Source organism: Streptococcus sp. 20925_1_77 (assembly GCF_041432125.1).
Taxonomy (GTDB): domain Bacteria; phylum Bacillota; class Bacilli; order Lactobacillales; family Streptococcaceae; genus Streptococcus.
This window is the reverse complement of record NZ_JAPVZB010000015.1, coordinates 16017-42250: the sequence shown is the minus strand read 5'-3', so window position 1 is coordinate 42250 and position 26234 is coordinate 16017. Positions and strand designations below refer to the sequence as shown.

Genomic DNA, 26234 nt, shown 5'->3' with positions numbered 1-26234 from the left:
AACATTTCTTTACTGTTCATTGATAATTTACTAATAAATGATTGACAAATTGCGATAGAATGGTATGATATTAACAATAAAAATTCGAGCCTTGCTCAATAAAAAGAAAAGAGGATCCAGCTAATGTCTAATTGGGACACAAAGTTTTTAAAAAAAGGGTTTACATTCGATGATGTGCTTTTGATTCCAGCAGAAAGTCACGTATTGCCTAATGATGCAGATTTAAGTACACAATTAGCAAGTAATTTACGCTTGAACATCCCAATCATTACTGCCGCAATGGATACAGTGACAGAAAGTCAAATGGCAATTGCAATGGCACGTGCTGGTGGACTTGGTGTGATCCATAAAAATATGTCAATTGAGCAACAAGCAGATGAAGTACGCAAAGTAAAACGTTCTGAAAATGGTGTTATTATTGATCCTTTCTATTTGACCCCATCTCATACAATTTTAGAAGCAAATGAGCTCATGGGACGATACCGAATCAGTGGTGTTCCTGTTGTTGAAACACTTGAAAATCGTAAATTAGTTGGTATCTTAACAAACCGAGATTTGCGTTTTATTTCTGATTACAATCAACCCATTTCAAATCATATGACAAGTGAAAACTTGGTAACTGCACCGGTTGGAACCGATTTAGAAACAGCTGAACGTATTCTACAAGAGCACCGTATTGAAAAATTACCATTGGTAGATGAAAATGGTCGTCTTTCTGGCTTGATTACAATCAAGGATATTGAAAAAGTTATTGAGTTTCCAAATGCGGCTAAAGATGAATTTGGTCGTTTGCTTGTGGCTGGTGCCGTAGGGGTTACTTCAGATACTTTTGAACGTGCAGAAGCTCTTTTTGAAGCTGGTGCAGATGCTATTGTCATCGATACTGCTCATGGACATTCTGCAGGTGTTCTTCGTAAGATCGCAGAAATTCGTGCTCACTTCCCAGATCGTACCTTGATTGCAGGAAATATTGCAACAGCTGAAGGTGCGCGTGCATTATTTGATGCAGGGGTAGACGTAGTTAAGGTCGGAATTGGTCCAGGATCAATCTGTACAACTCGTGTTGTTGCAGGGGTTGGTGTCCCTCAAGTTACTGCTATTTATGATGCAGCCGCTGTAGCTCGTGAATATGGGAAAACGATCATTGCTGATGGTGGTATCAAGTATTCAGGAGATATTGTCAAAGCCCTCGCAGCTGGTGGAAATGCGGTTATGCTTGGCTCAATGCTTGCAGGTACAGATGAAGCACCAGGTGAAACAGAAATCTTCCAAGGTCGTAAATTTAAAACATACCGTGGTATGGGATCTATTGCAGCAATGAAGAAAGGTTCTAGCGACCGTTACTTCCAAGGATCTGTCAATGAAGCCAATAAATTGGTTCCTGAAGGAATTGAAGGACGCGTTGCTTATAAAGGTTCTGTAGCAGATATGGTCTTCCAAATGATCGGTGGTATTCGTTCAGGTATGGGTTATGTTGGTGCAGCAACCATTCAAGATTTACATGATCATGCACAATTTGTTGAAATGAGTGGCGCAGGATTGAAAGAAAGTCATCCTCATGATGTGCAAATTACAAACGAAGCTCCTAACTACTCGGCACAATAAGTTTACAAAAATGTAAATATAATTAACAACACCTTGACAATATTGTCAAGGTGTTGTTTTGATATGGCCAGCTTGAACAGTAAAAATTTTCAACTCTTCAGGTAGTTCTTTTAAATGATCGAGAGTTGTCGTTGTAATAAATGTCTGAATATTATTAGAGATGGTTTCAAGTAATTGAAGTTGACGATAATTGTCAAGTTCACTCATGACATCGTCAAGTAATAAAATAGGCTTTTCTCTTGTGATTTCTTCCATCAATTCGATTTCTGCTAATTTTAGAGAAAGAACAACACTTCGATGCTGACCTTGACTGCCAAAGGTAGCATTCATATTATTTATAAAAAATGCCAAGTCATCCCTGTGAGGTCCAATACTTGTTGTTTTCCTAAAAATATCCTTCTGACGATTTTTTTCCAACATATAGAGAAACTGCTCCTCTATATCGTTTACTTCTTCAGAAAAAACAGTTGACTGATATTGAATTGATAGGTTTTCTTTGTTGTTAGAAAGTCGAGTGTGTTTTTCTTTTGCTTTAGCTTCTAATTTTTTTATAAAATCAAGTCGATGATGGATGACGCGACTTCCAAAACTAGCTAGTTGAGAATCTAACACCTCCAAAAATGTAGCATCAATTTTTTCTGAATTTTTTAGGTAACTATTTCTTTGTTTGAGAACATGGTTGTATTGAGATAAGTCGGATAAGTAGATAGGTTTCATCTGACCTAATTCAATGTCAATAAACTTTCGACGTCCTGCAGGTGACCCTTTGATCAGTTGCAAATCTTCGGGTGCGAAAAGGACAACATTCATATGGCCAATATAGTTCGATAATTTGGCTTGTTTTAAATGATTTACTTTAGTTATCCGACCTTTTGGTGTCAAGGAAATTTCTAATGGAAGTGGGCCAGTTTCCCTTTGTAATTGACCAGAAACTTTAAAATCAGTGGATTCAAAATAGATAAGATCTCTATCATTTCGTGTTCGATGACTTCTAGTTAAAGCCAGAAAATAAATGGATTCGAGAATATTGGTCTTCCCTTGAGCATTTTGACCTAAGAAAATATTTAATCCAGGATGAAACTCGACTTCAAGTTCTTGATAATTACGAAAATGTTGAATGGATAACTGTTTTAACCACATTACGAGATACCAGGAAAGCGAATCGCTTTTTCCTTTTTGTTAATCTTTGTCGGTTGTTTCTTTTGTTGTTGATTGAGCTGCTTGACAAGTTTAGCAACACGTTCTTTTTCTTCCCTCTCTTTGAGATGCTCTTCTATCTCCTCTTTGGAAGGCTCAAGAATGGTGATAGTCATGTTCAGTTCAGGGATGTCAATTTGATCATTGACACGAAGTTTACGGCCTCTCCGTTGTTCTAATTCACCATTAACAAAGACTTCTTTTTCTTGAAGAAAGGCTTTGATTGCACCACCGCTCTGTATAATACCAAGTTCTTTTAAGATAGCTTGCAATGTAATAAAGTCATCAAATAATTTGTAATTCATAGTTCACCTCTTTGCGTGTTATTATACCATATTTTTAGTTTATCTAGGGTAGAGAATGTTGAGTGATTTGAGAAGCTTTTTCACAGTTTGAATTAGGATTTTAGTGTGATTTCGTGTTATAATGAAAGTTACTATTGAGTAGAACGAGGATGAAAATGGAATTAGTAAAGGGCGTGAATCTTCACTTTCTTCAATCAAAAAAATTTAAAACCAATAAAATTAAGGTCCGTTTTTCATCGCCATTAGATGAAAATACCGTGGCTGCGCGTGTTTTAGTAGCCTGTATGATGGAAACTGCAAATCAAAAATATCCAACTTCACAATTATTCCGTGAAAAATTAGCGAGTCTATACGGAGTAGAATTGTCAACCTCAGTCTCTAAGAGGGGGCGTGTTCATTATGTTGATTTGAATATTTCCTTTGTGCGCGATGATTTTTTGAGCAAAAAAAATGTTCTTACTGATGAGGTTTTGGACATTATAGAAATCATCTTCTTTTCACCTTTGGTAGTAGCAGATTACTTTGACAGTGATACATTTGAGGTTGAAAAGAAAAATACGATTTCCGATTTGGAGTCGGAAATTGAAGAGCCGTATTATTATGCCCATGGGCAATTGAATCAACTATTTTTTGAAGACGAAACAATCGGGATGTCAAGATTGGGAAAAGTTGATTTAGTGAGACAAGAGACAGCTCAAACTTCTCTTTCACAGTTTCATCAGATGCTTCATTTCGATAACATTGACTTCTTTTTCATAGGCGATTTTAATGAAGTCGCTATTGTTGATCGAGTGAATAGTTTTGAATTCAAGCCACGTGATAACCATTTATCTGTCAACTATCAACAACCTTTTACAAATGTCGTTAGAGAAAAGTTAGAGCAAAAACAAAATCAACAATCTATTTTAGAATTAGGTTACCATTTCTCTACCCAGTATGGAGACTCTCTCCATATTCCACTTGTTGTATTGAATGGGATGCTGGGAGCATTCTCACATTCAAGACTTTTTCAAACAATTCGTGAGAAAGAAGGTCTCGCTTACACCATCTCTAGCCATTTTGATATTTTCACAGGCTTTATGAGAGTTTTTGCAGGTATCGATAAGGAATCTCGTACTAAAGTAATGACCTTGATTATGCGACAGTTGAATGATTTAAAACGAGGTAAGTTTACAGATTCAGAGCTTCGATTGACAAAAGAAATGTTGGTGAATACGACCTTATTAGCACAGGATCGACAAAATACCTTGATTGAAAGGGAATATCTGAAAACGATCCTAGGAACGAAGGTACTTTCCTTAGAAGAATGGTTAGAATCTATCAATAAGGTTAGTAGAGAGGAAATTATTGAAACGGCAAAAACAATTAATTTACAGTCTGTTTATTTTATGGAAGGAAAGTAGTGTAAAGATTGAAAATTAAAGAAAAATATTATGAATCAGTTGGTGAGCAGGTTTACTTTACACGCTTGTCAAACGGGTTGACCATTCATTTAGTTCCAAAAGAAGATTATTATGAAACTTATGGAATGATCACAACTAAGTTTGGTTCAGTGGACACACGAATTCTAGTGAATGGGGATGAAAGAAAATATCCTGCAGGAATTGCTCATTTTCTCGAACATAAAGTGTTCGAAGATGAAAAAGGCCAAGATTATCTAAAAAAATTCGTTCATTTAGGATCGGAAAGCAATGCCTTTACAAGCTTTACAAAGACAAGTTATCTTTTCTCGACAACTTCAAAAGTCCCTGAAAATATTCAATTGTTATTGGAGATGGTTTCAAAAGCTTCCTTTACAGAAAAATCTGTATCTAAGGAAAGAGAAATCATTCAACAAGAGATTGGAATGTATCAAGATAGTCCAGACTATCGATTATTTTTTGGTGCTTTAGAAAATTTATATCCTGAGACACCGTTAGCAGACGATATTGCTGGGACGAGGGAATCTATTTCTAACATTACAATAGATAATCTCCGTGAAAACTTTGACCTATTCTATCATCCCTCTCAAATGCACTTATTAGTGATCGGAAATTTTGATGTTGATGAAGTATTGCAAGTAGTGAAGGAATATGATCTGACTCCACCTCATCCTTCTATTGAGTTAGAACGTTTTCCTGTAGAAAAAAATGAAGTGAAATTGAATCAATCCTGTAGAATGGAAGTTGCTACTCCTAAGTTGGCAATTGGAATTCGAGGAAATGATATCATTAAGGAAGAGGAAAAATTTCGCTATAAATTAATGTTAAAATTACTATTTTCGATGATGTTTGGTTGGACCTCACAACGGTTTCAAAATTTATATGAAGCTGGGAAAATTGACAACTCATTGACACTTGAGGTGGAGGTTGAAGAATTGTTTCATTTCGTCGTCTTGACAATGGATACTCAAGAACCGGTCTCCTTATCTCATCAATTTAGATCAGCTATTAAACAATTTGATAAGGATCCGGATGTGAATCAGGAACATTTAGATACGATTAAAAGCGAAATGTTTGGTGATTTCTTACAAGGTTTAAATTCGCTTGAGTATAGTGCAACTCAGTTTGAATATTTTTCAGACGGTAGCACTTCTTATGATCTTCCAAAGATTTTACAAGGTATTAGTTTACAAGATATCATCAAATTAGGTCGTCAGTTCATCGACCAGGCTGAAATGGTTGACTATATGATTTTTCAAAAGTAGTAAACAATGTATCAAGAAGGGAAAACATGAAGAAGAGATCGATTGGTCAAGTGTTAAGATTGTCAAGAGTAAATTTACACTTAAGTTTACAGGATGTTTCAAATAAGACAGCCATCGAAATTCCTTATATAGAAGCGTTGGAAAACGATGAGTTTGATCTACTACCGAGTCCCTTTTACGCCCAGATCTATCTTAAAAAGTTATCATGGGCTTTGGGATTAGATGAGTCCATCCTATTGACAGCTTTTCATGAAGGAAAAGAATTGTTATTTGATGAAGAAATACTTGTAAATGATGAAGAGCTTCATTCAAGAAAATTAAGGCAGAAAACAAGCTGGTTACCAATCCTGTATTATCTGCTAGTTAGCTTTGCTATTCTTAGTTTTGTGATTTATATCGTATATTTTTATAAGTTTACAGCATGAGTAAAATAGCTGTAAAGATAGTTTATTTTTGGAGGAAATATGAAAAAAGAAAATATTCCTAATGCATTGACATTAATTCGAGTTGTAATGATTCCTATTTTTATTGCCATTTTAAGTTTAACTCACTCTTATCTAGGACATATTATAGCAGCAGTTATTTTTGCAATTGCAAGTATTACAGATTATTTAGATGGCTTCCTTGCACGAAAATGGAATGTAGTTAGTAATTTTGGGAAATTTGCCGATCCAATGGCAGATAAATTATTGGTCATGTCAGCCTTTATCATGATGATTGAATTAAAGATGGTTCCTGCTTGGATTGCAGCCGTTATCATTTGTCGTGAGTTAGCTGTCACCGGTTTGCGTCTTCTACTTGTTGAGACGGGTGGTACAGTTCTTGCTGCAGCCATGCCTGGTAAAATTAAGACCTTTAGCCAAATGTTTGCTATTATCTTTTTGCTTTGTCATTGGACCCTTCCTGGGCAAGTGTTACTTTATATCGCATTGATTTTCACAATTTATTCTGGTTACGACTACTTTAAAGGAAGTAGCTATCTCTTTAAAGACACATTTAAATAAATGAAACATATTATAGAGCTAAAAAATGTATCCTTTCGATACGATAAAACAATAGAAGAGTATCAAATTGACACTGTTTCGTTTCACGTGAAACAAGGGGAGTGGCTTTCAATTGTTGGGCACAATGGTAGTGGGAAATCTACCGTTGTACGCTTGATGGATGGTCTTTTAGAACCTGAGTCTGGTGAGATTTATATTGATGGGCAACAGTTGACTCGTGAAACTATATGGGAAATCCGCAGTAAAATTGGGATTGTATTTCAGAATCCGGACAATCAATTTGTCGGTGCAACAGTGGAAGATGATGTCGCCTTTGGCTTGGAAAATCAAGGAATTCCACGGGAAGAAATGATTCAACGTGTAGAGAAGGCTATTGACCAAGTAGGCATGCTAGAGTTTAAAGATCGGGAACCTTCTCGATTGTCGGGTGGTCAAAAACAACGAGTAGCCATAGCGGGTATTATTGCCTTGCGACCAACTATTATTATCCTTGATGAAGCAACTAGTATGTTAGATCCAGAAGGCCGAGAGGATCTAATGGCAGTAATGCGGGAACTCCAGAAAAAGTTTCAATTAACGATTATCTCCATTACTCATGATTTAACTGAAATCGCCCTAAGTGATCGAACCCTAGTGTTTCAAAAAGGAACATTAGAGTCTTCCATGACGCCGAGGGAATTGTTTTCAAGAAATGATCTGCACGAGATTGGACTGGATAAGCCGTTTAGTAAGCAAGTCCAAGAATCTCTGAGCTCGCATTTCCCGCTAAAACATGATTATTTAACAGAAAGTGAGTTATTAGACCAACTATGGGAATTTCTTTAAAGAATGTCTATTATACTTATCAAGAGGGAAGTCCTTTTGAAGGACGAGCGCTTTCTGACGTCACTTTGGAAATACAGGATGGCTCTTATACTGCCATCATTGGACATACTGGTAGTGGCAAGTCCACTTTGTTACAATTACTAAATGGTTTACTTCGTCCGACTGAAGGAATGATTCAATTCGATGATTTTGTTTTAGATAATCATTCTGAGCCAAAAGAAATGAAGTACTTGAGAAAAAAAGTTGGCTTAGTTTTTCAATTTCCAGAGAGTCAGTTATTTGCAGAAACCGTTCTAGCTGATGTAGCCTTTGGACCACAGAATTTTGGGGTACCTAAGAACAAAGCGGAGGAAATAGCCAAAGAAAAATTAGCGATCGTTGGTTTAGAAGAATCTATCTATGATAAAAGTCCATTTGAATTATCTGGTGGACAAATGAGGCGGGTTGCGATCGCGGGTATTTTAGCCATAGAGCCAGAGATTTTAGTATTGGACGAGCCAACAGCAGGCCTAGATCCTGCTGGGAGAAAGGAATTGATGGCGCTGTTTGAGAGGTTGCATAAAAATGGGATGACTCTTGTTTTGGTGACTCATACGATGGATGATGTAGCAAACTTTGCTGATACTGTATTTGCTTTGGAAGCGGGAAAACTTGTCCTAAACGGATCCCCAAGGGAAGTGTTTCAACAGGTTGATTATTTACAAAAACTTCAATTAGGAGTCCCACAAATTACGAATTTTGCTCTTCAATTGAAAAAAAGGGGGCTTCCTCTAGACAGACTACCAATCAAAATTGAGGAACTAAAGGAGCTGTTACTTCATGAATAATATGATTTTAGGACGGTATATCCCTGGAAATTCCATCATTCATCAACTGGATCCTCGTGGGAAGTTGCTCTCAATGTTTTTGTTCATTTTTCTTCTTTTTTGGGCCAATAACTTGCAGACCAATATTCTGCTCTTTGGTTTCATCTTTGTTTTAATGTATTTAACGAGGATTTCGGTTAATTTTTATGTCAAAGGCTTAAAATCAATGATTTTTATCATTGCTTTTACAACTGTTTTCCAATTATTTGCTACCTCTCAAGGAACATTGTTGTATCAATGGTGGTTTTTTAAATTAACAGATCAAGGATTGGCGCAGGCTGCCATCATATTTTGTAGATTTATTTTAATCATTTTTTATTCGACAATTTTAACAGTGACAACGACACCATTAAGTTTAGCAGATGCTGTTGAAAAGATCCTCACACCACTAAAAATTATTAAGGTTCCGGCTCATGAGATTGGGCTAATGCTATCTATGAGTTTGCGCTTTGTTCCAACTTTAGTGGATGATACGAATCGAATCATGAATGCGCAAAGGGCGCGTGGTGTTGATTTTGGAGAGGGAAATTTATTAAAAAGAATTCGTTCCTTTATTCCGATCCTTATTCCTTTATTTGCCTCTAGCTTTAAACGTGCAGATGCACTAGCGATTGCAATGGAAGCGAGAGGGTACAAAGGGGGTGAAGGACGAACACGTTATCGGAGTCTACAGTGGGGAGTGAAAGATACCCTAGCATTGTTTATTATTCTGTGCCTCATGGGGTTGATTTTTTATCTAAAAAATGGATAAAGCTAGTTGTATTGGTTCAAAAATAAGGAAAAAGCGCTATACAAAGCGCTTTTTACATTAAATTCACATATTCTTGTAACATTTGTAATATATTCTACAATAAACTGTAACATTTTGTGTGTATGATAGAATTATGTTCGAAAGGAGAATAGAATTCATGAACAGTAAAAAGTTCCAATGGACAGTCACTTCCCTACTTTCAGCAGCATCGCTTTTCATTTCTGGTATTGCTACAGTGAATGCTGAAACTTACGAAGTGAAGTCTGGAGATACTCTATCAAAAATTGCACTAGAAAATAACACTTCAGTAGAAAATATTATTGCATCTAACAATTTGACCAATGAAGATTTGATCTATGCAGGACAAATTATTGAGTTAGGTGAGCGTTCAAAATCTATGATTGATAAAGTTGCTCCACAAGAGCAAGCGAAACCTGCTGAAAGTGCACCTGCAGCAGCACAAACTGCTCAAAAACAAACAACTTATGCAGCAAATGCTGCAGTGACTTCTGCACAATCAACAAATGGTGGAATTGTTCTATCAAATGGAAATACTGCTGGGGAACAAGGTTCTTATGCAGCTGCTCGTATGGCTGAAATGACTGGTGTACCTGCTTCTACTTGGGAAGCAATTATTGCCCGTGAATCAAATGGTCAAGTAAATGCAGCAAATGCTTCTGGTGCAAGTGGTTTATTCCAAACAATGCCAGGTTGGGGTTCAACTGCAACAGTTGATGATCAAATCCAGGCAGCATATAATGCATACAGCTCTCAAGGTTTGTCAGCTTGGGGTTATTAAAAAATAGGTTTACAATTTGTAAACCTATTTTTTTAATGTCTCTAGGATTTCAAGTGGAGAATGACAAATAAAATCTGGTGAGTAAAGAAGTAGCTCTTCAAGATCTCCAAATCCCCAAGAGACTGCCATAGTTTTTATTCCAATTGTTTGACCTCCAATGAGGTCAAATTTTGTATCTCCAATAATGACTGTTTCTTCTTTTGGAAGATCATTGATTGACAAGGCGTATCGAATGACATCGGCTTTGTGGATACGATCTGAATTGGATCCATAAATTCCTTTAAAGTATTTAGCGATACCTAAATCTTGACACATCTGTAAAGCAACCGGTTCATGTTTTGAAGTGGTTACATAAAGAGGAATGTTTTCGTCTTGTAATGCTTTCAAAACTTCTACGATCTGAGGAAATAGAGTTGATTTGTATTGACCTTTTTCATGGTAATACTGACGATAAATAGTTACAGCTTGATCTACCAAAGCTTCAGGAAGAGTAGCTTCAAAACTAGAAATCAAAGGTGGTCCCATAAAACTTCGGATGGTTTTAAGATCGGGTTGAGGAACCTTCAAGGTATCGAATGTATGTTGAAAGCTCTCTGTAATTCCCTTGGAACTGTCAACTAATGTTCCGTCTAAGTCAAAAAATAAGGCTTGCATGTTATTCTCCAAATATCTCTTTTTGTAATCTTCGACCGGTTGGTGTTGCTGCCAATCCTCCTTCAGCTGTTTCTCTAAAGGCAGTTGGAAGACTGGAACCAACTTGGTACATGGCGTCAATAACTTCATCAACAGGTATTTTTGATTCAATTCCTGCTAAGGCCATATCAGCAGCAATGAAGGCATAGCTGGCTCCCATTGCGTTTCGTTTGACACATGGGACTTCCACAAGCCCTGCTACTGGATCACAAATGAGCCCAAGCATGTTTTTGATGACAAAACAGACCGCTTGACTCGCTTGATAAGGAGTTCCCCCAGCAGCTAGTGTTAATGCAGCCGCGCTCATAGCTGAAGCAGAACCGACTTCTGCCTGACAACCACCTTCTGCACCTGAAATAGAAGCATTATTGGCGATCACTAACCCAAAAGCCCCAGCTGTTAGTAGAAAATCTAATTGTTGTTGACGATTTAACCCTAATTTTTGAGTTGCCGCAGTGAGAACTGCAGGAAGACAGCCAGCAGATCCTGCAGTGGGTGTTGCACAGACCAGCCCCATTTTAGCATTGTGTTCGTTGACAGCGATAGCATTCTTCGCCGCGGTTAAGACGGTCAAGTCAGATAAAGTTTTTCCTGATTTGATATAACGATCTAATTTTGTCGCATCTCCACCAGTTAATCCACTACGAGAGTGATTTTCATTTAACCCTAACCTTACAGAATCAATCATCACTTCTAAATTCCGGGTCATTAATTGGAGGACTTCTTCGCGTTCACGACCAGTTAGTTCAAATTCAGTTGCAATCATTAACTCTGCGACGTTTCCTTCGTATTGCGTGCTTGCTTGTTCTACGAGGTCTACAATTGAATAAAACATACGAACTCCTTATTTGAAAAAGTTGACATTATGAAGATGAGGAATTTGACGGATATCTTCGATAGCTGATTCACAACTCCTTGAGTCAACTTCTATAATCATAATCGCTTTTTCTCCAGCTTTTTCCCGCGTCACATTCATTTGTGCAATGTTAATATCATAGCGAGAAAGGGCTTCTGTCACATGAGCAATCATCCCAGGGACGTCTTGATGTACAATGATAATGGTTGGAGTATTCATATTTAGCGAGATGGCAAAGCCATTTAACTCAGTAACCTGTATATTCCCACCACCAATGGAGATTCCAGTGACAGAAATCGTTTTATGGTCATTTTTTACAGTAATGGTTGTTGTATTGGGGTGAGGAGCATTGCTCTCTTTTTGAATAGACCAAACAATCCGAATACCTCGTTCATGTGCAATTTTTAGACTATCTGGAATTCTAGGATCATCTGTGTCCATTCCTAAGATACCAGCTACTAAGGCTAAATCTGTTCCATGACCACGATAGGTTTTTGCAAAGGAATTAAATAATTGGAACTCAACCTCTTTTGGCTCCTCTCCAAATATAGAAGAAACAATTTTACCAATTCGAACAGCACCTGCAGTGTGACTACTGGATGGGCCAATCATCACAGGTCCAATAATATCAAAAACTGATTGGAATTTTAAAGAGTTCATGCTCTGCTCCTTTGTGATCACTTTACTTCATTATATCAGATATGGCTGATGATTTCTTCTATTTTTCCCGAAATATCTGAGAAATCTTAAGCAAGACTTAAAACATTTATATTATATCTAAACTTTAGTATTTCTAACATCTATATGAAATATTTGACATATAATTTCAATAAATATGAAATATTTCTTGTGTAGTATAGAGGTATACCAATAAAGGAGTACATAATAATGAATAAAAAACAAATGATAAAACGTATGATTGGACTTAGTTTACTTGCAGGACTTTTCTTTCCAATTGCAGCGAATGCAGATACTTATACTGTAAAATCAGGTGATACTTTATCTGCTATTGCTAAAGAGAAGAACACAACGGTTGATGCAATTGCTAAGAAAAATAAGATTAGTAACGTGAACCTCATCTCAGTTGGTCAAGTTCTTGAGATTGAAGGTGCAAATATAACGAAAAAGACTGAGGAGCAAGCTACTACAAGTAAAACTGATGCTACACAAGCAACAACGACTGTCTCTGCTTCAGATGGCTTGAGTGCAGAAGATGCAGCTGCTAAGGAATGGATTGCCCAAAAAGAATCAAGTGGCAGTTATACAGCACAAAATGGCCAATATTATGGTCGTTACCAATTAACTCTCACATATTTGAATGGTGATTTATCACCTGCAAACCAAGAAAAAGTGGCCAATCAATACGTTGTCAACCGTTATGGATCATGGTCAGCAGCTAAAAATTTCTGGTTAGCAAATGGCTGGTATTAAATTCGTTTAAAAAGAGTTCTTGAATAGGACTCTTTTTAAATTTACAGCTCTGTAAACGTATCATTAATTAGCGAGGACTAGGGCGGTCAAATGCTTGTTTTCTTCTATAAAGCGTGTTAAAATGGTAACTGCTCAAAACGACCTTCAATCGTTGAAGCAAACCACGACCTTCAATCGTGAGTAACGAAAAGATGGGAGAAACCTATGAGTGATAACTCGAAAACACGTGTTGTTGTTGGTATGAGTGGCGGTGTCGATTCATCTGTAACGGCTTTGTTGTTAAAGCAACAGGGTTACGATGTCATCGGCATCTTCATGAAAAACTGGGACGACACAGACGAAAATGGTGTCTGTACAGCTACAGAGGATTACAAAGATGTAGCAGCAGTTGCAGACCAGATTGGCATTCCTTACTATTCTGTCAACTTTGAGAAAGAATATTGGGATCGTGTATTTGAGTATTTCTTAGCAGAGTACCGTGCAGGCCGTACCCCTAATCCAGATGTTATGTGTAATAAGGAAATCAAATTTAAGGCTTTCTTAGATTATGCGATGACATTGGGAGCGGATTATGTAGCTACAGGACATTATGCTCAAGTTGTTCGCGATGAAGACGGCATTGTTCATATGTTGCGTGGTGCAGATAACAATAAAGATCAAACCTACTTCCTTAGTCAACTTTCGCAAGAGCAGTTGCAGAAAACGATGTTTCCTTTAGGACATCTACAAAAGCCAGAAGTTCGTGAGATTGCTGAACGTGCAGGTCTTGCAACAGCCAAGAAAAAAGATTCAACAGGAATATGTTTTATTGGTGAGAAAAACTTTAAAGAGTTTCTTAGTCAATACTTACCAGCTCAAAAAGGTCGTATGATGACTGTCGATGGTCGTGATATGGGTGAACACAACGGACTCATGTATTATACCATTGGTCAACGTGGTGGTATGGGTATTGGTGGCCAAAAAGGTGGAGATAATGCTCCATGGTTTGTAGTTGGTAAAGACCTCAGTCAAAATATTCTTTATGTTGGTCAAGGCTTCTATCATGAAGCATTGATGTCAACAAGTTTACAGGCTAGTCAAGTTCACTTTACACGAGAGATGCCAGAAGAGTTTACGTTAGAATGTACAGCTAAGTTCCGCTATCGTCAACCTGATAGCAAAGTTACTGTAAAGGTTAAAGGTGATAAAGCAGAGGTTATTTTTGCTGAACCTCAGCGTGCTATTACACCTGGTCAAGCCGTTGTTTTCTATGATGGTCAGGAATGTTTGGGCGGCGGTATTATTGACCAATCGTATAAAGACGGAAAAGTTTGTCAGTATGTCTAACTGGAGTTAAGTAAAAACGATGAGTTCTCAATTTTTTTATGCATTTATGGCATTTTTCGCTATAATGAACCCAATTTCAAATCTTCCTGCTTACATGGCTTTAGTAGCAGATGATAGTCAAAAAATTTCACGAAAAATTGCTTTTAGGAGTCTTTTGATTGCCTTTGTTATTGTAACTGTTTTTATCTTTTCAGGAGATTTCATTTTTAAAGTATTTGGAATTACAATTGTTTCTTTCAGAATTGCTGGTGGAATATTAGTGGCCGTTATCGGTTATCATATGATTAATGGTAATCATTCACCCAGCTATAAAGGAATGGAGCAGCAAGCAGTAAATTCAGATCCAATGTCTATTGCTATTTCTCCTCTTGCAATGCCACTTTTTGCGGGACCAGGTACAATTACAACTGCTTTAAGTTTGGCTAATGGAGGTTTGCAGAATCAACTGATAACCGTAGTTGCTTTTGCTCTACTATGTGTCATCACTTATCTCCTGTTAAGAAGTGCAAAACAAATTGCAGGCTTCTTGGGAGAAAATTTGATGAAAATTATAACGAAAATGATGGGACTTTTACTATTCTCGATAGGAATACAGATGATTATCGTCAGTGTGCAGACCTTGCTCAAACAGTGATTTGCATTGACAAAACGATTTGATTTGATAAAATAACTTTAACAATAGTCATGATGGTCAAAGCTCATGGATGTTGTAGGCTTTTTTGTCCTGCACTTCTCAGAGTTTTGACTATTTTTGTGTGATTTCGAAAGGAAGTAAAATGAGGCAACAGGATTTTCGGACGAAAATAGGTTCTACTGTTTTTGGTGTGAGAGCGACTGCTTTGATTGTAAAAGATAATCGCTTGTTCGTCATAGAAGATGAGGACGGCTGTTATACAATCGGAGGTGCTATTCAAGTCAATGAAACTACAGAAGATGCTGTAGTTCGGGAAGTCAAAGAGGAACTTGGTGTTACATCTAAAGCAGGTCCACTAGCTTTCGTGGTTGAAAATCACTTTGAACAAGCTGGAATCCACTACCATAACATTGAATTTCATTATTTTGTGGACTTGCTGGAAGATGCACCTTTGGTCATGCAGGAAGATACAAAGCAATTACCTTGTCGTTGGATTGCTTTAGATGATTTACATACTGTTGACCTGAAACCGGCTTTTTTAAAATCAGCCCTACCAGACTGGGACGGAAAATTACGACACATCCATCTTGATAAATAGGAGAAATAGAATGAATTATAACTTTATAGAAGAATACGATATCATTGTAATCGGTGCGGGGCATGCGGGAGTAGAAGCCTCTCTAGCTGCTAGCCGTATGGGTTGTAAGGTCTTACTTGCGACTATTAACATTGAAATGCTGGCTTTTATGCCTTGTAATCCCTCTATTGGTGGTTCTGCTAAGGGAATTGTCGTGCGTGAAGTCGATGCCCTCGGTGGAGAAATGGCGAAGAATATCGACAAGACCTACATCCAAATGAAAATGCTCAATACTGGTAAAGGTCCTGCGGTTCGTGCACTTCGGGCTCAAGCAGACAAAGAACTTTACTCAAAAGAAATGCGGAAAACGGTTGAAAACCAAGAAAATTTAACTCTTCGCCAAACTATGATTGATGAGATTTTGGTGGAGAATGGTAAGGTTGTTGGTGTAAGGACTGCGACTCACCAAGAGTATGGGGCAAAGGCTGTTATTGTCACTACTGGGACAGCTTTACGCGGAGAAATTATCATTGGAGATCTCAAGTATTCATCAGGACCTAATCATAGTCTAGCTTCTATCAATTTGGCCGACAATCTCAAACAGCTAGGATTAGAAATTGGACGTTTCAAAACAGGGACGCCACCTCGTGTAAAGGCATCGTCAATTAACTATGACGAAACGGAAATTCAACCTGGAGATGAAGCTCCAAATCATTTTTCTTATACATCGCGTGATGAAGATTATGTAAAGGATCAGGTTCCTTGTTGGTTGACTTACACGAATGGGCATAGCCATGAAATTATCCAGAATAATTTACACCGGGCACCTATGTTTACAGGGGTTGTAAAGGGAGTGGGTCCTCGCTATTGTCCGTCCATTGAGGATAAAATTGTCCGTTTTGCTGACAAAGAGCGTCATCAACTATTCTTAGAACCTGAGGGACGAAATACAGAAGAAGTCTATGTTCAAGGGCTGTCAACGAGTTTACCAGAGGATGTTCAACGGGATCTCGTCCATTCTATTAAGGGACTTGAGAAGGCAGAAATGATGCGAACGGGTTATGCGATTGAGTATGATATGGTTTTGCCTCATCAATTACGCGCAACTTTGGAAACCAAGAAAATTTCAGGTCTCTTTACAGCTGGTCAAACCAATGGAACATCAGGCTATGAGGAGGCCGCTGGTCAAGGAATTATTGCAGGGATCAATGCGGCTCTAAAAATCCAAGGAAAACCGGAACTCATTTTGAAACGCAGTGATGGTTATATTGGGGTCATGATCGATGATTTGGTAACAAAGGGAACGATCGAACCGTATCGTTTGTTAACAAGCCGTGCAGAATACCGTCTGATTTTGCGTCATGACAATGCAGATATGCGCTTGACAGAAATGGGACGAGCAATTGGATTGGTAGATGATGAACGTTGGCAACGTTTCGAAACCAAGAAGTATCAGTTTGAAAACGAGATGAAGCGTTTGGATAGCATTAAGTTAAAGCCTGTAAAGGAAACCAATGAGAAGGTTGCTGCAATGGGCTTTAAACCATTGACAGATGCTGTCACTGCTAAAGAATTCTTGCGACGACCAGAAGTCTCTTACCAAGATGTGGTAGAATTTATCGGTCCTGCAGCTGAAGAACTGGATGATAAAATCATTGAATTGATTGAAACTGAAATTAAATACGAAGGCTATATTTCAAAAGCAATGGACCAAGTCGAAAAAATGAAGCGTATGGAAGAAAAACGAATTCCTGCGAATATTGACTGGGATGATATTGACTCCATCGCAACCGAAGCGCGTCAAAAATTTAAATTAATTAATCCAGAAACGATTGGTCAAGCAAGTCGTATCTCAGGTGTCAATCCAGCGGATATCTCTATTTTAATGGTTTACTTGGAAGGTAAATCTCGGAGTATCTCCAAAAACAAAGCAAACCACTAATAAAATGGGGCTGAGATGATGTTTCAGCCTCAATTTTATGGATTGAAATTTGTTGTTACTGTTTACATAGTTGTAAACGTTGTTTACAAAGTAGTGAAGCGGAGGAAGAGCTTTTTACTGGTCGATCTTCTCTGTAATATAGAGAGAAACCTCGCTTTTTACCTCTATTTATGGTATAATTCCGAGAAGAGGTTTATGATGAAAAAATTTCGTTTATCGTTCATCCATTATGTGTTAATTGGTTTTATTTCATTTGCAATTTTAGCAATTTTTTTAAGAATCTTTGGCAAAGGCTATGTAACTCTCATTGCAATTTTTTTAGTCTTAGCTGGATTGATTGCTTTATTTGAATACCAGTTACAAATTTCAGAGTTAGATGAATTAGAACAAATACAATATGTTAACCATCAGGCAGAAAGCGGATTAGCATCCCTCCTTGATAAAATGCCTGTTGGAGTTATCAAAATTAATGAAGAGTCAAATGAAGTAGAGTGGTTCAACCCTTATGCTGAATTGATTTTTTCAACAGATGATGGGGACTTTGATGTTGAATCATTGAAAAAGTTACTCAATACTTTGTTTGAGGATAAAGGACATTATGTCACTGTAGCCGATAAGAAATATTCTGTTTACTTTGATCAGACGTCTAGTGTTGTTTACTTTTTTGATGTTTCAAGTGAGTATGAAGCAACTGTGGGATTGGTGACAACTCGTCCCGTTATCGGTATTATTTCTGTTGATAACTATGATGATCTAGAAGATGTCATTTCAGACTCTGATATTAGCAATATCAATAGTTTTATTGCCAACTTTGTAGAAGAGTTTACAGCTCATTACCATATGTTTTACAGACGTGTGGGGATGGATCGTTTCTATTTGTTTACAGACTACACGGTCTTAGAACACTTGATGGAATCAAAATTTTCAGTCATCGATCAATTCCGTGAAGAAGCCAAAAATCGTGAGCTACCTATTACCTTAAGTATGGGATTCTCGTACGGTGACGGGGAGCATGATGAGATTGGTAAAGTGGCTCTCTTGAACCTAAACCTTGCGGAAGTTCGTGGTGGGGATCAAGCAGTTGTCAAGGAAAATGATGAACAGAAAAACCCTATTTTCTTTGGTGGGGGAACAGCTTCAGCTGTGAAGCGGACTCGGACTCGCACACGCGCTATGATGACAGCTATTTCGGATAAGATTAAATCCGTTGATCAAGTTTTCATTATTGGGCATAGAAACTTGGATATGGACGCTTTAGGAGCGTCTGTGGGAATGCAGTTTTTCTCTAGCAATATTTTGGCTTCCTCTTATGTGGTCTATGACCCGCATGCAATGGCTAGTGATATTTCAAGAGCAATTGCGAAACTAGAAGAAGAGCAGGTGACGAAAATCCTTCCCCTAGAGGAAGCCATGCACATGGTGACGGATCGCTCTTTGTTAATTATGGTTGACCATTCTAAGACAGCCTTGACTCTTTCAAAACAGTTTTATCAGGAATTTCAACAGATTATTGTCATTGACCATCACCGTCGGGATGATGATTTCCCTGAAAATGTTCTGATCACCTATATTGAAAGTGGAGCAAGTAGTGCGAGCGAATTGGTTAGTGAACTGATTCAGTTCCAGAAGTCGAAGAAAAATCGGTTAACGAAGATTCAAGCTAGTGTCTTGATGGCTGGGATTATGCTGGATACTAAGAACTTCTCCGCACGGGTTACGAGTCGGACCTTTGATGTGGCGAGTTACCTTCGTTCAAGAGGTAGTGATAGTGTAACCATCCAGGAGATCTCTGCGATTCAGTTTGATGAGTACCGCGAAGTGAACGAACTGATCTTGACTGGTGAAAAGATTTTGCCACATATCATCGTAGCTTGTGCCAATACGACTAAAGCCTATGATTCAGTAACTATTAGTAAAGCAGCTGATAGTATGCTGGCCATGTCTGAGGTGGAAGCAACCTTTGTCATTGCTTGTAATCAAAGTGGGACTGTCTCGATTTCTGCACGAAGTCGAAGCAAAGTCAATGTACAGCGTATCATGGAACAGCTTGGCGGAGGAGGTCATTTCAACTCGGCAGCCTCTCAAATTGAGGGTCAAGATTTGATGAGTATTCGTCAACAACTGATTGAGACTATTGAGAACGAAGTAACTATTGAAAAGGAGAATGTAGAATGAAAGTTATTTTCTTAGCGGATGTAAAAGGTAAAGGTAAAAAAGGCGAAATTAAAGAAGTGCCTACTGGTTATGCACAAAACTTTTTGATCAAGAAAAATCTTGCGAAAGAAGCCAATGCCCAAGCAATCGGTGAACTTCGTGGAAAGCAAAAGTCAGAAGAAAAAGCGCATGCTGAATTGTTAGCAGAAGCGCAAAAGATTAAAGCGAAATTAGAAGAAGAAGCAACTGTTGTTCAATTCACGGAAAAAATTGGGCCAGATGGCCGTACTTTCGGCTCTATTACCAATAAAAAGATTGCAGAAGAACTTGAGAAACAATTTGGCATTAAGATTGATAAACGTCATATCCAAGTTTCCTCTCCAATTCGTTCAACAGGTTTGATTGACGTCCCTGTAAAAATTTATCAAGATGTTACAGGTGTGATTAATATTCGTGTAAACGAAGGGTAAACACGATCGATAGAAAGGTTTTTTTATGGCTGAGATAGAGGAATTACGAACACAACCTCAAGATATCCAAGCGGAACAATCAGTGTTGGGAGCCATTTTTATTGATGAGGGGAAATTGGTCTTTGTTCGTGAATATATCGAGCCTGGCGATTTCTTTAAGTACTCGCACCGTTTGATTTTTAAAGCCATGATCGATCTAGCTGACCGCGGGGATGCGATTGATGCAACGACTGTTCGAAATATTTTAGATAGTCAGGGGGATCTCCAAAATATTGGCGGTCTCTCCTATTTGGTTGAAGTCATTAATTCGGTACCAACTTCAGCTAACGCAGAGTATTACGCGAAGATTGTTGCCGAAAAAGCTGTCTTACGTCGGTTGATCTCTCGATTAACGGAAAGTATTAATCAAGCTTATGATGGTGCAAGTCCTTCAGATGAAATCATTGCGGGTGCTGAAAAAGCTCTGATTGATGTTAGTGAAAACGCAAATCGTAGTGGATTTAAAAATATTCGAGACATCTTAAATATAAATTTTGGTAGCTTAGAAGCCCGCTCGCTTCAAACCACTGATATTACGGGTATTGCGACAGGCTATCGCGATTTGGACCATATGACGACGGGGCTACATGAGGAAGAGTTGATTATTTTAGCAGCTCGTCCCGCAGTAGGGAAAACAGCCTTTGCTCTAAATATTGCTCAAAATATCGGGACAAAGTTGGATAAGACAGTGGCTATTTTCTCATTAGAAATGGGTGCTGAAAGTTTGGTAGACCGGATGCTAGCTGCTGAAGGCTTGATTGAATCCCATTCGATTCGTACAGGTCAATTGACGGATGAAGAGTGGCGAAAATATGCTATTGCTCAAGGGAATTTGGCCAATGCGAGTATTTACATTGATGATACTCCGGGAATTCGGATCACTGAGATTCGTTCGAGAGCAAGAAAATTAGCGCAGGAAACAGGGAATCTCGGTCTTATTCTGATTGACTACCTGCAGCTGATTACAGGGACTGGAAGAGAAAACCGTCAACAGGAAGTTTCAGAAATTTCTCGTCAGTTAAAAATTTTGGCTAAGGAACTAAAAGTTCCCGTCATTGCTTTGAGTCAGCTATCACGTGGTGTGGAACAGCGCCAAGATAAACGTCCGGTTCTTTCTGATATTCGTGAATCTGGATCGATTGAACAGGATGCGGATATTGTTGCTTTCTTGTACCGTGATGATTATTATGATCGAGCTGGTGAAGAGGAAGAAGACGGAATGCCTAATAATACGGTTGAAGTGATTATCGAGAAAAACCGTTCAGGTGCGCGTGGGACAGTCGAATTAATATTCCAAAAGGAATATAATAAATTCTCAAGTATTTCAAAGAGAGAGGATCAATAAGATGAGTGATGCATTTACAGATGTTGCAAAAATGAAAAAAATTAAGGAAGAAATTAAGGCCCATGAAGGACAAGTGGTTGAAATGACGCTTGAAAATGGACGGAAACGTCAAAAAAATAAATTTGGACGCTTGATTGAGGTCTATCCTTCTTTATTTATTATCGAGTATACGAACGACAATAGCTTACCAGGTGAACCGGCCAATACCTACGTGGAGTCTTACACCTATTCAGATATTTTGACAGAGAAGAATTTAATTCGTTATTTGGATTAATTTCTTGCTTTTATCGTCAAAATCAGTTATTATAATAAATACATATGGGAGTCTGTGTACAGTCTGAGAGGAAGTGTAAGCTTCGACCGCACCTGATCTGGGTAATGCCAGCGTAGGAAACAAATGAAATGTATTTTTCGTTATGAGTGACCTTGTGCAATACGTCTCCTATTTTGGAGGCGTTTTTTATTTGTGAGAAAGGAGGTTACGATGTCTCTTGTAAAAAGATATTCAAAACAGTTGATAGGATTTGCAGGTTTTAGCAGCCTTCTTATCTTATGGCAGTTAGCAGGATTTTTAAATGTCCTCCCAAAATTTGTATTACCAACGCCACTTGAAATTGGGAATGCCTTTGTACGAGATCGAGCTCTCCTGATTCATCACAGTTTGTCTACCCTTCAAGTGGCCTTGATCGGACTTGTTATAGGGGTTCTTCTTGCTGCTGGCTTTGCGATTCTCATGGATAGTTTTCAATGGGTGAATGATCTGGTCTATCCTTTTATGGTTGTTATTCAAACCATTCCGACGATTGCCTTGGCCCCTATCCTGGTTCTTTGGTTTGGTTATGGTATGCTTCCAAAACTGGTTTTGATCATTATTACGGTGGTATTTCCCATCGTAGTTAGTTTCTTAGATGGTTTTCGGCATTGCGATCAAGACATTCTGAGATTGTTTCAGATTATGCAAGCCAATCGCTTTCAGACCTTAGTTCATTATAAAATTCCTGCAGCGCTTCCTTATTTTTTTGCAGGCTTACGTGTGAGCGTTTCCTATGCTTTTATCAGTACGGTAGTTTCAGAATGGTTAGGAGGTTTTGATGGATTGGGGGTCTATATGATCCAATCGAAGAAGTTATTTCAGTATGATACGATGTTTGCGATCATTGTATTGATTTCTGCTATTAGTTTACTCGGTATGTTTCTCGTTGACCAATTAGAAAAAAACATTCTAAAATGGAAAAAGGATTGACAAACTTGTAAATGGTGTAAAAATTAAATTGACAAAAATGTAAAAGAGGTATAGCTAATGAAAAAGTCAATAGGTTTATTTTTCTCAATAATATTGGGATTTGTTTTCTTGAGTGCTTGTCAAAATTCTGTCAAGCAATCGTCAAGTGGTTTGAAAAAGATTGATTTTATTCTAGATTGGACCCCGAATACCAATCATACGGGTCTCTATGTAGCAAAGGAAAAAGGGTACTTTAAAGAAGCAGGACTGGATGTAGATATAAAACTTCCTCCGGAAGACAGTAGTTCTGATTTGATTATCAATGGGAAAGCTCCATTTGGTATTTATTTCCAAGATTCTATGGCCAAGAAATTGGATAAAGGTGCGGGTATTACCGCTGTTGCAGCTATCGTCGAACACAATACGTCAGGGATTATTTCAAGAAAAGATGCAGCGATCACAAGTCCCAAGGATTTGGCTGGGAAGCGGTATGGCACCTGGAATGATCCAATTGAGTTGGAAATGATCAAATCGATGATGAAAAAAGAAGGGGCTGATTTTAATCAAGTAAAATTGGTTCCAAATAGTGATTCAAATTCCATTACTCCGATTGAAAATAAGGTCTTTGATGCTGCTTGGATTTATCACGGTTGGGATGGAATTTTGGCTGAGCAAAAGGGAATGAAGACCAATTTCTTCTATATGAAAGATTTTGTTCCTGCATTTGACTACTATTCGCCTGTTATTATTGCTAACAATGACTATTTGAAGTCTCATAAAGAGGAAGCAAAAAAATTCATTCAGGCGGTGAAAAAAGGCTACCAATATGCTATAGAGCATCCAGAAGAAGCTGCGGATATCTTGATCAAACAGGCCCCTGCCTTAGCTAACCAGCGTGATTTTGTACTTGCTTCCCAAAAATATCTTTCCAGTCAATATGCTTCAGACAAGGATAAATGGGGGCAGTTTGACTCCAAGCGTTGGAATGCTTTTTATGCTTGGGCAAAAGAGCAAGGATTGGTTTCAAATGACTTAGAAGACAAAGGTTTTACAAATGAATTGGTAGGTGACTGATATTTTAACCGTAAAAGATGTAAGTTTCTCTTTTGGAGATAAAGCAGTTTTAAACAATGTATCACTAGAAGTGCAAAAAGGAGAAATCGTCTCTATTCTAGGTCCAAGTGGGGTAGGGAAATCAACCTTGTTTAATTTAATTGCTGGGATCTTTCCCTTACAAACGGGCGCTATAGAAGTAGATGATGCCCCGATCTCCTTTGGAAAAGTCAGCTATATGCTACAAAAGGATCTTTTGTTAGAACATAAGACAGTATTGGGAAATATTATTCTTCCCCTTCAATTAAAAAAGATTCCTAAGGAAGAGGCAACATCTACAGCTCTAAAATTGTTAGATGAATTTAAATTGGGAAGTATTGCCAACCTTTATCCCAATGCCCTGAGTGGGGGGATGCGGCAACGGGTGGCGCTATTGAGAACCTATCTTCTGGGTCATTCTGTCTTCTTATTAGATGAAGCTTTTAGTGCTTTAGATGAGTTGACAAGGCAGGATCTTTATCAATGGTATCTGGAAAGCAAGGAACATCTTGGTCTCACCACTCTTTTGATCACTCATAGTATCGAAGAAGCTTTGACATTGAGTGACCGGGTCTATATCTTGAATCATAATCCTGGAGAAATTGTTGCAGATCTTCCTTTAAAATGGGATGCAGCAACGGATAGAGACTGGCAACAATTGCAATATAAAAAACGAATCGTAGAATTATTGTCTGAATTTCATTGAAATTGTTTTGAAGGACTTTACAAAGTTTCTATTCCGTGATAGAATAGAATTTGTGCGAAATGACAGCAGGACAAAATGAAGCTCGTCAACAGGAAGCCAGCTAGAAAAGTAACCTTTGCTGTTTGGGCGAAGGCTTTCTGAACGAATCAGGTTTGTCTAAAACGTTATTTCCTACAAAAATTATTTTTATAGGAGGACATTTCACATGTCACGTTATACAGGACCATCTTGGAAACAATCTCGCCGTCTTGGCTTGTCACTTACAGGTACAGGTAAAGAATTGGCACGTCGTAACTACGTACCAGGACAACACGGACCAAATAACCGTTCAAAATTGTCAGAATACGGTTTGCAATTAGCTGAAAAACAAAAACTTCGTTTCTCTTACGGACTTGGTGAAAAACAATTCCGTAACTTGTTCGTACAAGCTACTAAAGTTAAAGAAGGAACTGTCGGTTTCAACTTCATGCTTCTTTTGGAACGTCGTTTGGATAACGTTGTTTACCGTCTTGGACTTGCGACTACTCGTCGTCAAGCTCGTCAATTCGTTAACCACGGTCACATCCTTGTTGATGGAAAACGCGTTGATATTCCTTCATACCGTGTAACTCCAGGTCAAGTGATCTCAGTTCGCGAAAAATCAGCTAAAGTTCCAGCTATCCTTGAAGCTGTTGAAGCTACAGTTGGACGTCCAGCCTTCGTATCATTCGATGCTGACAAACTTGAAGGTTCATTGACTCGCCTTCCAGAACGCGATGAAATCAACCCAGAAATCAACGAAGCACTTGTCGTTGAATTCTATAACAAAATGCTTTAATTTTAAGAAAAAACTTTCAGAAAGCCTACAACAGTGGGCTTTTTGTTTTGTCTTAAATCCTTGATTTCTGGGTTTGCTCCCCTTTTTGTTCAGTTATAAATTCTCTAAGGCTATTTCATAAAATGAAGCGGTTTTTTTGTTTTCTTAAAACCGTAATATTCTAATAAAAAAAGCCTGGGACAAAAGTCCTAGCCTCTTAATTATTATTGGATTATCGAGCAAGACGCAGTGGTTGAGTGGGCTCTACTACGCTGATTTCATCAGCTTTTACAGCCCTACTCAACTGTGCGGAGGTGGGACGACGAAATCGAATTCTAATGAATGACCGATTTCTGTCCCACTCTCACTGTTACCGTAACATTTTCATTAAAAACTCAGCCATTTGTTGAGTGCTTTCTTTTTTTCCGCGAGAAACCCACATCTGACAGACTCCGAAGAAGGCATTGGCCAGATAGACAGAACTGTAGACTCTTTCAATATCTGTTAATGATTTATGACTATAGCGCTCTTGCAAGCTATCAACCAGAAGAATCTGCAATTTATGTCGTAAGAAGGTTTGAATCTCCTTGGTTCCATTCTCTGTCAGAAGAACCGCAAAGAGGGGCTCCTTGGTTAGAAATTCAAACACCTCTGTAATCGCTTGGCGCTTGTCGTCTTGGTGTTTGTCAAAGATGTATTCAAGTTTGTGAAAGAGTGCTTGTTGGTAGCGCTCGATCATGTCGTACTTGTCTCGATAATGGGTATAAAAACTAGAGCGACTAATACCGGATTCTTGCGCCAACTCAACCGTTGTGATTTGGTCGAATGATTCCTTTTCGAGTAGTCGAACCATCGCTTCCTCAATATTTCGTTTTGTTTTTAATCGTTTATTGCTCTCAGTCATCTGTTAATC

The 26234-nt window shown here is 38.2% G+C and carries 28 protein-coding genes and 1 riboswitch; of the genes, 22 read left to right on the top strand and 6 right to left on the bottom strand.

From position 1 onward, the window contains the following. The first annotated feature begins 123 nt into the window (after window positions 1-123). Window positions 124-1605: an IMP dehydrogenase gene (gene guaB / locus O3626_RS08375; RefSeq protein WP_315375755.1), complete on the top strand. Its 1482-nt coding sequence runs from the start codon at window positions 124-126 to the stop codon at window positions 1603-1605. A 45-nt stretch (window positions 1606-1650) separates the two neighbouring features. Here guaB and recF read toward each other — a convergent pair whose 3' ends face one another. Continuing rightward, the gene (gene recF, locus O3626_RS08370; protein ID WP_371496365.1) at window positions 1651-2745 is read right to left on the bottom strand and encodes a DNA replication/repair protein RecF; all 1095 of its coding nucleotides are present in this window, start codon (window positions 2743-2745) and stop codon (window positions 1651-1653) included. Beyond that, a complete protein-coding gene (yaaA, locus tag O3626_RS08365; protein WP_371496363.1) occupies window positions 2745-3107 on the bottom strand; it encodes a S4 domain-containing protein YaaA in 363 nt (120 codons plus the stop codon). Before yaaA ends, recF begins: the two co-directional genes overlap by 1 nt. 155 nt (window positions 3108-3262) lie before the next feature. Between yaaA and yfmF the strand changes: the two genes are divergently transcribed. From yfmF to O3626_RS08325, 8 genes are all read left to right on the top strand, one after another. After that, entirely contained in the window at window positions 3263-4510 is a 1248-nt protein-coding gene (gene yfmF / locus O3626_RS08360; RefSeq protein ID WP_371496361.1) for an EF-P 5-aminopentanol modification-associated protein YfmF, read from the top strand. An 8-nt stretch (window positions 4511-4518) separates the two neighbouring features. Further along, window positions 4519-5793, top strand: a complete 1275-nt coding sequence (gene yfmH, locus O3626_RS08355; protein ID WP_371496359.1) for an EF-P 5-aminopentanol modification-associated protein YfmH — start codon at window positions 4519-4521, stop codon at window positions 5791-5793. Between the two features lie 26 nt (window positions 5794-5819). Beyond that, window positions 5820-6218, top strand: coding sequence for a helix-turn-helix domain-containing protein (locus O3626_RS08350; RefSeq protein ID WP_371496357.1), 399 nt, complete (start codon window positions 5820-5822; stop codon window positions 6216-6218). Between the two features lie 39 nt (window positions 6219-6257). Beyond that, complete coding sequence (gene pgsA / locus O3626_RS08345) at window positions 6258-6797, top strand: CDP-diacylglycerol--glycerol-3-phosphate 3-phosphatidyltransferase (protein ID WP_371496355.1); 540 nt, start codon at window positions 6258-6260, stop codon at window positions 6795-6797. After that, the gene (locus tag O3626_RS08340; RefSeq protein WP_371496353.1) at window positions 6798-7622 is read left to right on the top strand and encodes an energy-coupling factor ABC transporter ATP-binding protein; all 825 of its coding nucleotides are present in this window, start codon (window positions 6798-6800) and stop codon (window positions 7620-7622) included. After that, on the top strand, window positions 7607-8449 hold the full coding sequence (locus O3626_RS08335; RefSeq protein ID WP_371496351.1) for an energy-coupling factor transporter ATPase: 843 nt from the start codon (window positions 7607-7609) through the stop codon (window positions 8447-8449). Before O3626_RS08340 ends, O3626_RS08335 begins: the two co-directional genes overlap by 16 nt. Further along, complete coding sequence (locus O3626_RS08330; RefSeq protein ID WP_371496349.1) at window positions 8442-9239, top strand: energy-coupling factor transporter transmembrane protein EcfT; 798 nt, start codon at window positions 8442-8444, stop codon at window positions 9237-9239. Before O3626_RS08335 ends, O3626_RS08330 begins: the two co-directional genes overlap by 8 nt. Before the next feature lie 157 nt (window positions 9240-9396). Continuing rightward, window positions 9397-10038 (top strand): LysM peptidoglycan-binding domain-containing protein, encoded by a 642-nt coding sequence (locus O3626_RS08325; RefSeq protein WP_023919985.1) that lies wholly within the window; start codon window positions 9397-9399, stop codon window positions 10036-10038. Between the two features lie 24 nt (window positions 10039-10062). On the opposite strand, the gene O3626_RS08320 is transcribed toward O3626_RS08325, so the two are convergent. From O3626_RS08320 to sdaAB, 3 genes are read right to left on the bottom strand one after another with little or no spacing between them, the layout of a single operon-like run. Beyond that, window positions 10063-10692 carry an HAD hydrolase-like protein gene (locus O3626_RS08320; protein ID WP_371496346.1) on the bottom strand — a complete coding sequence of 210 codons (630 nt, stop codon included), beginning with the start codon at window positions 10690-10692 and terminating at the stop codon, window positions 10063-10065. Between the two features lies 1 nt (window position 10693). Continuing rightward, window positions 10694-11566, bottom strand: coding sequence for an L-serine ammonia-lyase, iron-sulfur-dependent, subunit alpha (gene sdaAA / locus O3626_RS08315; RefSeq protein ID WP_371496344.1), 873 nt, complete (start codon window positions 11564-11566; stop codon window positions 10694-10696). A 9-nt stretch (window positions 11567-11575) separates the two neighbouring features. Then, window positions 11576-12247 carry an L-serine ammonia-lyase, iron-sulfur-dependent subunit beta gene (gene sdaAB, locus O3626_RS08310; protein WP_031574774.1) on the bottom strand — a complete coding sequence of 224 codons (672 nt, stop codon included), beginning with the start codon at window positions 12245-12247 and terminating at the stop codon, window positions 11576-11578. 228 nt (window positions 12248-12475) lie between these two features. On the opposite strand from sdaAB, the gene O3626_RS08305 reads away from it, so the two are divergent. The 13 genes from O3626_RS08305 to rpsD all read left to right on the top strand — a co-directional run bounded on the left by O3626_RS08305 (window position 12476) and on the right by rpsD (window position 25342). Then, entirely contained in the window at window positions 12476-13018 is a 543-nt protein-coding gene (locus O3626_RS08305; RefSeq protein ID WP_371496342.1) for a LysM peptidoglycan-binding domain-containing protein, read from the top strand. Window positions 13019-13222: 204 nt separating this feature from the next. Continuing rightward, the gene (gene mnmA / locus O3626_RS08300) at window positions 13223-14344 is read left to right on the top strand and encodes a tRNA 2-thiouridine(34) synthase MnmA (RefSeq protein WP_371496340.1); all 1122 of its coding nucleotides are present in this window, start codon (window positions 13223-13225) and stop codon (window positions 14342-14344) included. Between the two features lie 19 nt (window positions 14345-14363). Next, window positions 14364-14978: a MarC family protein gene (locus O3626_RS08295; protein ID WP_002894248.1), complete on the top strand. Its 615-nt coding sequence runs from the start codon at window positions 14364-14366 to the stop codon at window positions 14976-14978. 142 nt (window positions 14979-15120) lie between these two features. Beyond that, entirely contained in the window at window positions 15121-15576 is a 456-nt protein-coding gene (locus O3626_RS08290) for an NUDIX hydrolase (protein WP_371496338.1), read from the top strand. A gap of 10 nt (window positions 15577-15586) precedes the next feature. Then, on the top strand, window positions 15587-17497 hold the full coding sequence (gene mnmG / locus O3626_RS08285) for a tRNA uridine-5-carboxymethylaminomethyl(34) synthesis enzyme MnmG (RefSeq protein ID WP_003009189.1): 1911 nt from the start codon (window positions 15587-15589) through the stop codon (window positions 17495-17497). 195 nt (window positions 17498-17692) lie between these two features. After that, window positions 17693-19672, top strand: coding sequence for a DHH family phosphoesterase (locus O3626_RS08280; protein ID WP_371496336.1), 1980 nt, complete (start codon window positions 17693-17695; stop codon window positions 19670-19672). Next, window positions 19669-20121, top strand: coding sequence for a 50S ribosomal protein L9 (rplI, locus tag O3626_RS08275; RefSeq protein WP_003002156.1), 453 nt, complete (start codon window positions 19669-19671; stop codon window positions 20119-20121). Before O3626_RS08280 ends, rplI begins: the two co-directional genes overlap by 4 nt. A 25-nt stretch (window positions 20122-20146) precedes the next feature. After that, window positions 20147-21505, top strand: a complete 1359-nt coding sequence (gene dnaB, locus O3626_RS08270; protein ID WP_070449606.1) for a replicative DNA helicase — start codon at window positions 20147-20149, stop codon at window positions 21503-21505. A 1-nt stretch (window position 21506) separates the two neighbouring features. Then, window positions 21507-21779 carry a Veg family protein gene (locus O3626_RS08265; RefSeq protein ID WP_003009183.1) on the top strand — a complete coding sequence of 91 codons (273 nt, stop codon included), beginning with the start codon at window positions 21507-21509 and terminating at the stop codon, window positions 21777-21779. Between the two features lie 34 nt (window positions 21780-21813). Continuing rightward, a riboswitch (TPP riboswitch) is annotated at window positions 21814-21915 on the top strand. 74 nt (window positions 21916-21989) lie between these two features. After that, window positions 21990-22748, top strand: a complete 759-nt coding sequence (locus O3626_RS08260) for an ABC transporter permease (protein ID WP_155200082.1) — start codon at window positions 21990-21992, stop codon at window positions 22746-22748. A gap of 57 nt (window positions 22749-22805) precedes the next feature. After that, window positions 22806-23801, top strand: coding sequence for an ABC transporter substrate-binding protein (locus O3626_RS08255; protein WP_371496333.1), 996 nt, complete (start codon window positions 22806-22808; stop codon window positions 23799-23801). Next, window positions 23794-24525 carry an ABC transporter ATP-binding protein gene (locus O3626_RS08250; RefSeq protein ID WP_371496331.1) on the top strand — a complete coding sequence of 244 codons (732 nt, stop codon included), beginning with the start codon at window positions 23794-23796 and terminating at the stop codon, window positions 24523-24525. Before O3626_RS08255 ends, O3626_RS08250 begins: the two co-directional genes overlap by 8 nt. 205 nt (window positions 24526-24730) lie before the next feature. Next, window positions 24731-25342, top strand: a complete 612-nt coding sequence (gene rpsD / locus O3626_RS08245; RefSeq protein ID WP_003002210.1) for a 30S ribosomal protein S4 — start codon at window positions 24731-24733, stop codon at window positions 25340-25342. Between the two features lie 349 nt (window positions 25343-25691). Here rpsD and O3626_RS08240 read toward each other — a convergent pair whose 3' ends face one another. Beyond that, window positions 25692-26225 carry a TetR/AcrR family transcriptional regulator gene (locus O3626_RS08240; RefSeq protein WP_315375805.1) on the bottom strand — a complete coding sequence of 178 codons (534 nt, stop codon included), beginning with the start codon at window positions 26223-26225 and terminating at the stop codon, window positions 25692-25694. Between the last annotated feature and the right edge of the window lie 9 nt (window positions 26226-26234).

Excerpts from the sequence above, each read along its gene's own strand:
- guaB (WP_315375755.1), top strand. The coding sequence starts at position 124 with ATGTCTAATTGGGACACAAAGTTTTTAAAAAAAGGGTTTACATTCGAT.
- recF (WP_371496365.1), bottom strand. The coding sequence starts at position 2,745 with ATGTGGTTAAAACAGTTATCCATTCAACATTTTCGTAATTATCAAGAA.
- yaaA (WP_371496363.1), bottom strand. The coding sequence starts at position 3,107 with ATGAATTACAAATTATTTGATGACTTTATTACATTGCAAGCTATCTTA.
- yfmF (WP_371496361.1), top strand. The coding sequence starts at position 3,263 with ATGGAATTAGTAAAGGGCGTGAATCTTCACTTTCTTCAATCAAAAAAA.
- O3626_RS08350 (WP_371496357.1), top strand. The coding sequence starts at position 5,820 with ATGAAGAAGAGATCGATTGGTCAAGTGTTAAGATTGTCAAGAGTAAAT.
- pgsA (WP_371496355.1), top strand. The coding sequence starts at position 6,258 with ATGAAAAAAGAAAATATTCCTAATGCATTGACATTAATTCGAGTTGTA.
- O3626_RS08340 (WP_371496353.1), top strand. The coding sequence starts at position 6,798 with ATGAAACATATTATAGAGCTAAAAAATGTATCCTTTCGATACGATAAA.
- O3626_RS08335 (WP_371496351.1), top strand. The coding sequence starts at position 7,607 with ATGGGAATTTCTTTAAAGAATGTCTATTATACTTATCAAGAGGGAAGT.
- O3626_RS08330 (WP_371496349.1), top strand. The coding sequence starts at position 8,442 with ATGAATAATATGATTTTAGGACGGTATATCCCTGGAAATTCCATCATT.
- O3626_RS08325 (WP_023919985.1), top strand. The coding sequence starts at position 9,397 with ATGAACAGTAAAAAGTTCCAATGGACAGTCACTTCCCTACTTTCAGCA.
- O3626_RS08320 (WP_371496346.1), bottom strand. The coding sequence starts at position 10,692 with ATGCAAGCCTTATTTTTTGACTTAGACGGAACATTAGTTGACAGTTCC.
- sdaAA (WP_371496344.1), bottom strand. The coding sequence starts at position 11,566 with ATGTTTTATTCAATTGTAGACCTCGTAGAACAAGCAAGCACGCAATAC.
- sdaAB (WP_031574774.1), bottom strand. The coding sequence starts at position 12,247 with ATGAACTCTTTAAAATTCCAATCAGTTTTTGATATTATTGGACCTGTG.
- O3626_RS08305 (WP_371496342.1), top strand. The coding sequence starts at position 12,476 with ATGAATAAAAAACAAATGATAAAACGTATGATTGGACTTAGTTTACTT.
- mnmA (WP_371496340.1), top strand. The coding sequence starts at position 13,223 with ATGAGTGATAACTCGAAAACACGTGTTGTTGTTGGTATGAGTGGCGGT.
- O3626_RS08295 (WP_002894248.1), top strand. The coding sequence starts at position 14,364 with ATGAGTTCTCAATTTTTTTATGCATTTATGGCATTTTTCGCTATAATG.
- O3626_RS08290 (WP_371496338.1), top strand. The coding sequence starts at position 15,121 with ATGAGGCAACAGGATTTTCGGACGAAAATAGGTTCTACTGTTTTTGGT.
- mnmG (WP_003009189.1), top strand. The coding sequence starts at position 15,587 with ATGAATTATAACTTTATAGAAGAATACGATATCATTGTAATCGGTGCG.
- O3626_RS08280 (WP_371496336.1), top strand. The coding sequence starts at position 17,693 with ATGATGAAAAAATTTCGTTTATCGTTCATCCATTATGTGTTAATTGGT.
- rplI (WP_003002156.1), top strand. The coding sequence starts at position 19,669 with ATGAAAGTTATTTTCTTAGCGGATGTAAAAGGTAAAGGTAAAAAAGGC.
- dnaB (WP_070449606.1), top strand. The coding sequence starts at position 20,147 with ATGGCTGAGATAGAGGAATTACGAACACAACCTCAAGATATCCAAGCG.
- O3626_RS08265 (WP_003009183.1), top strand. The coding sequence starts at position 21,507 with ATGAGTGATGCATTTACAGATGTTGCAAAAATGAAAAAAATTAAGGAA.
- O3626_RS08260 (WP_155200082.1), top strand. The coding sequence starts at position 21,990 with ATGTCTCTTGTAAAAAGATATTCAAAACAGTTGATAGGATTTGCAGGT.
- O3626_RS08255 (WP_371496333.1), top strand. The coding sequence starts at position 22,806 with ATGAAAAAGTCAATAGGTTTATTTTTCTCAATAATATTGGGATTTGTT.
- rpsD (WP_003002210.1), top strand. The coding sequence starts at position 24,731 with ATGTCACGTTATACAGGACCATCTTGGAAACAATCTCGCCGTCTTGGC.
- O3626_RS08240 (WP_315375805.1), bottom strand. The coding sequence starts at position 26,225 with ATGACTGAGAGCAATAAACGATTAAAAACAAAACGAAATATTGAGGAA.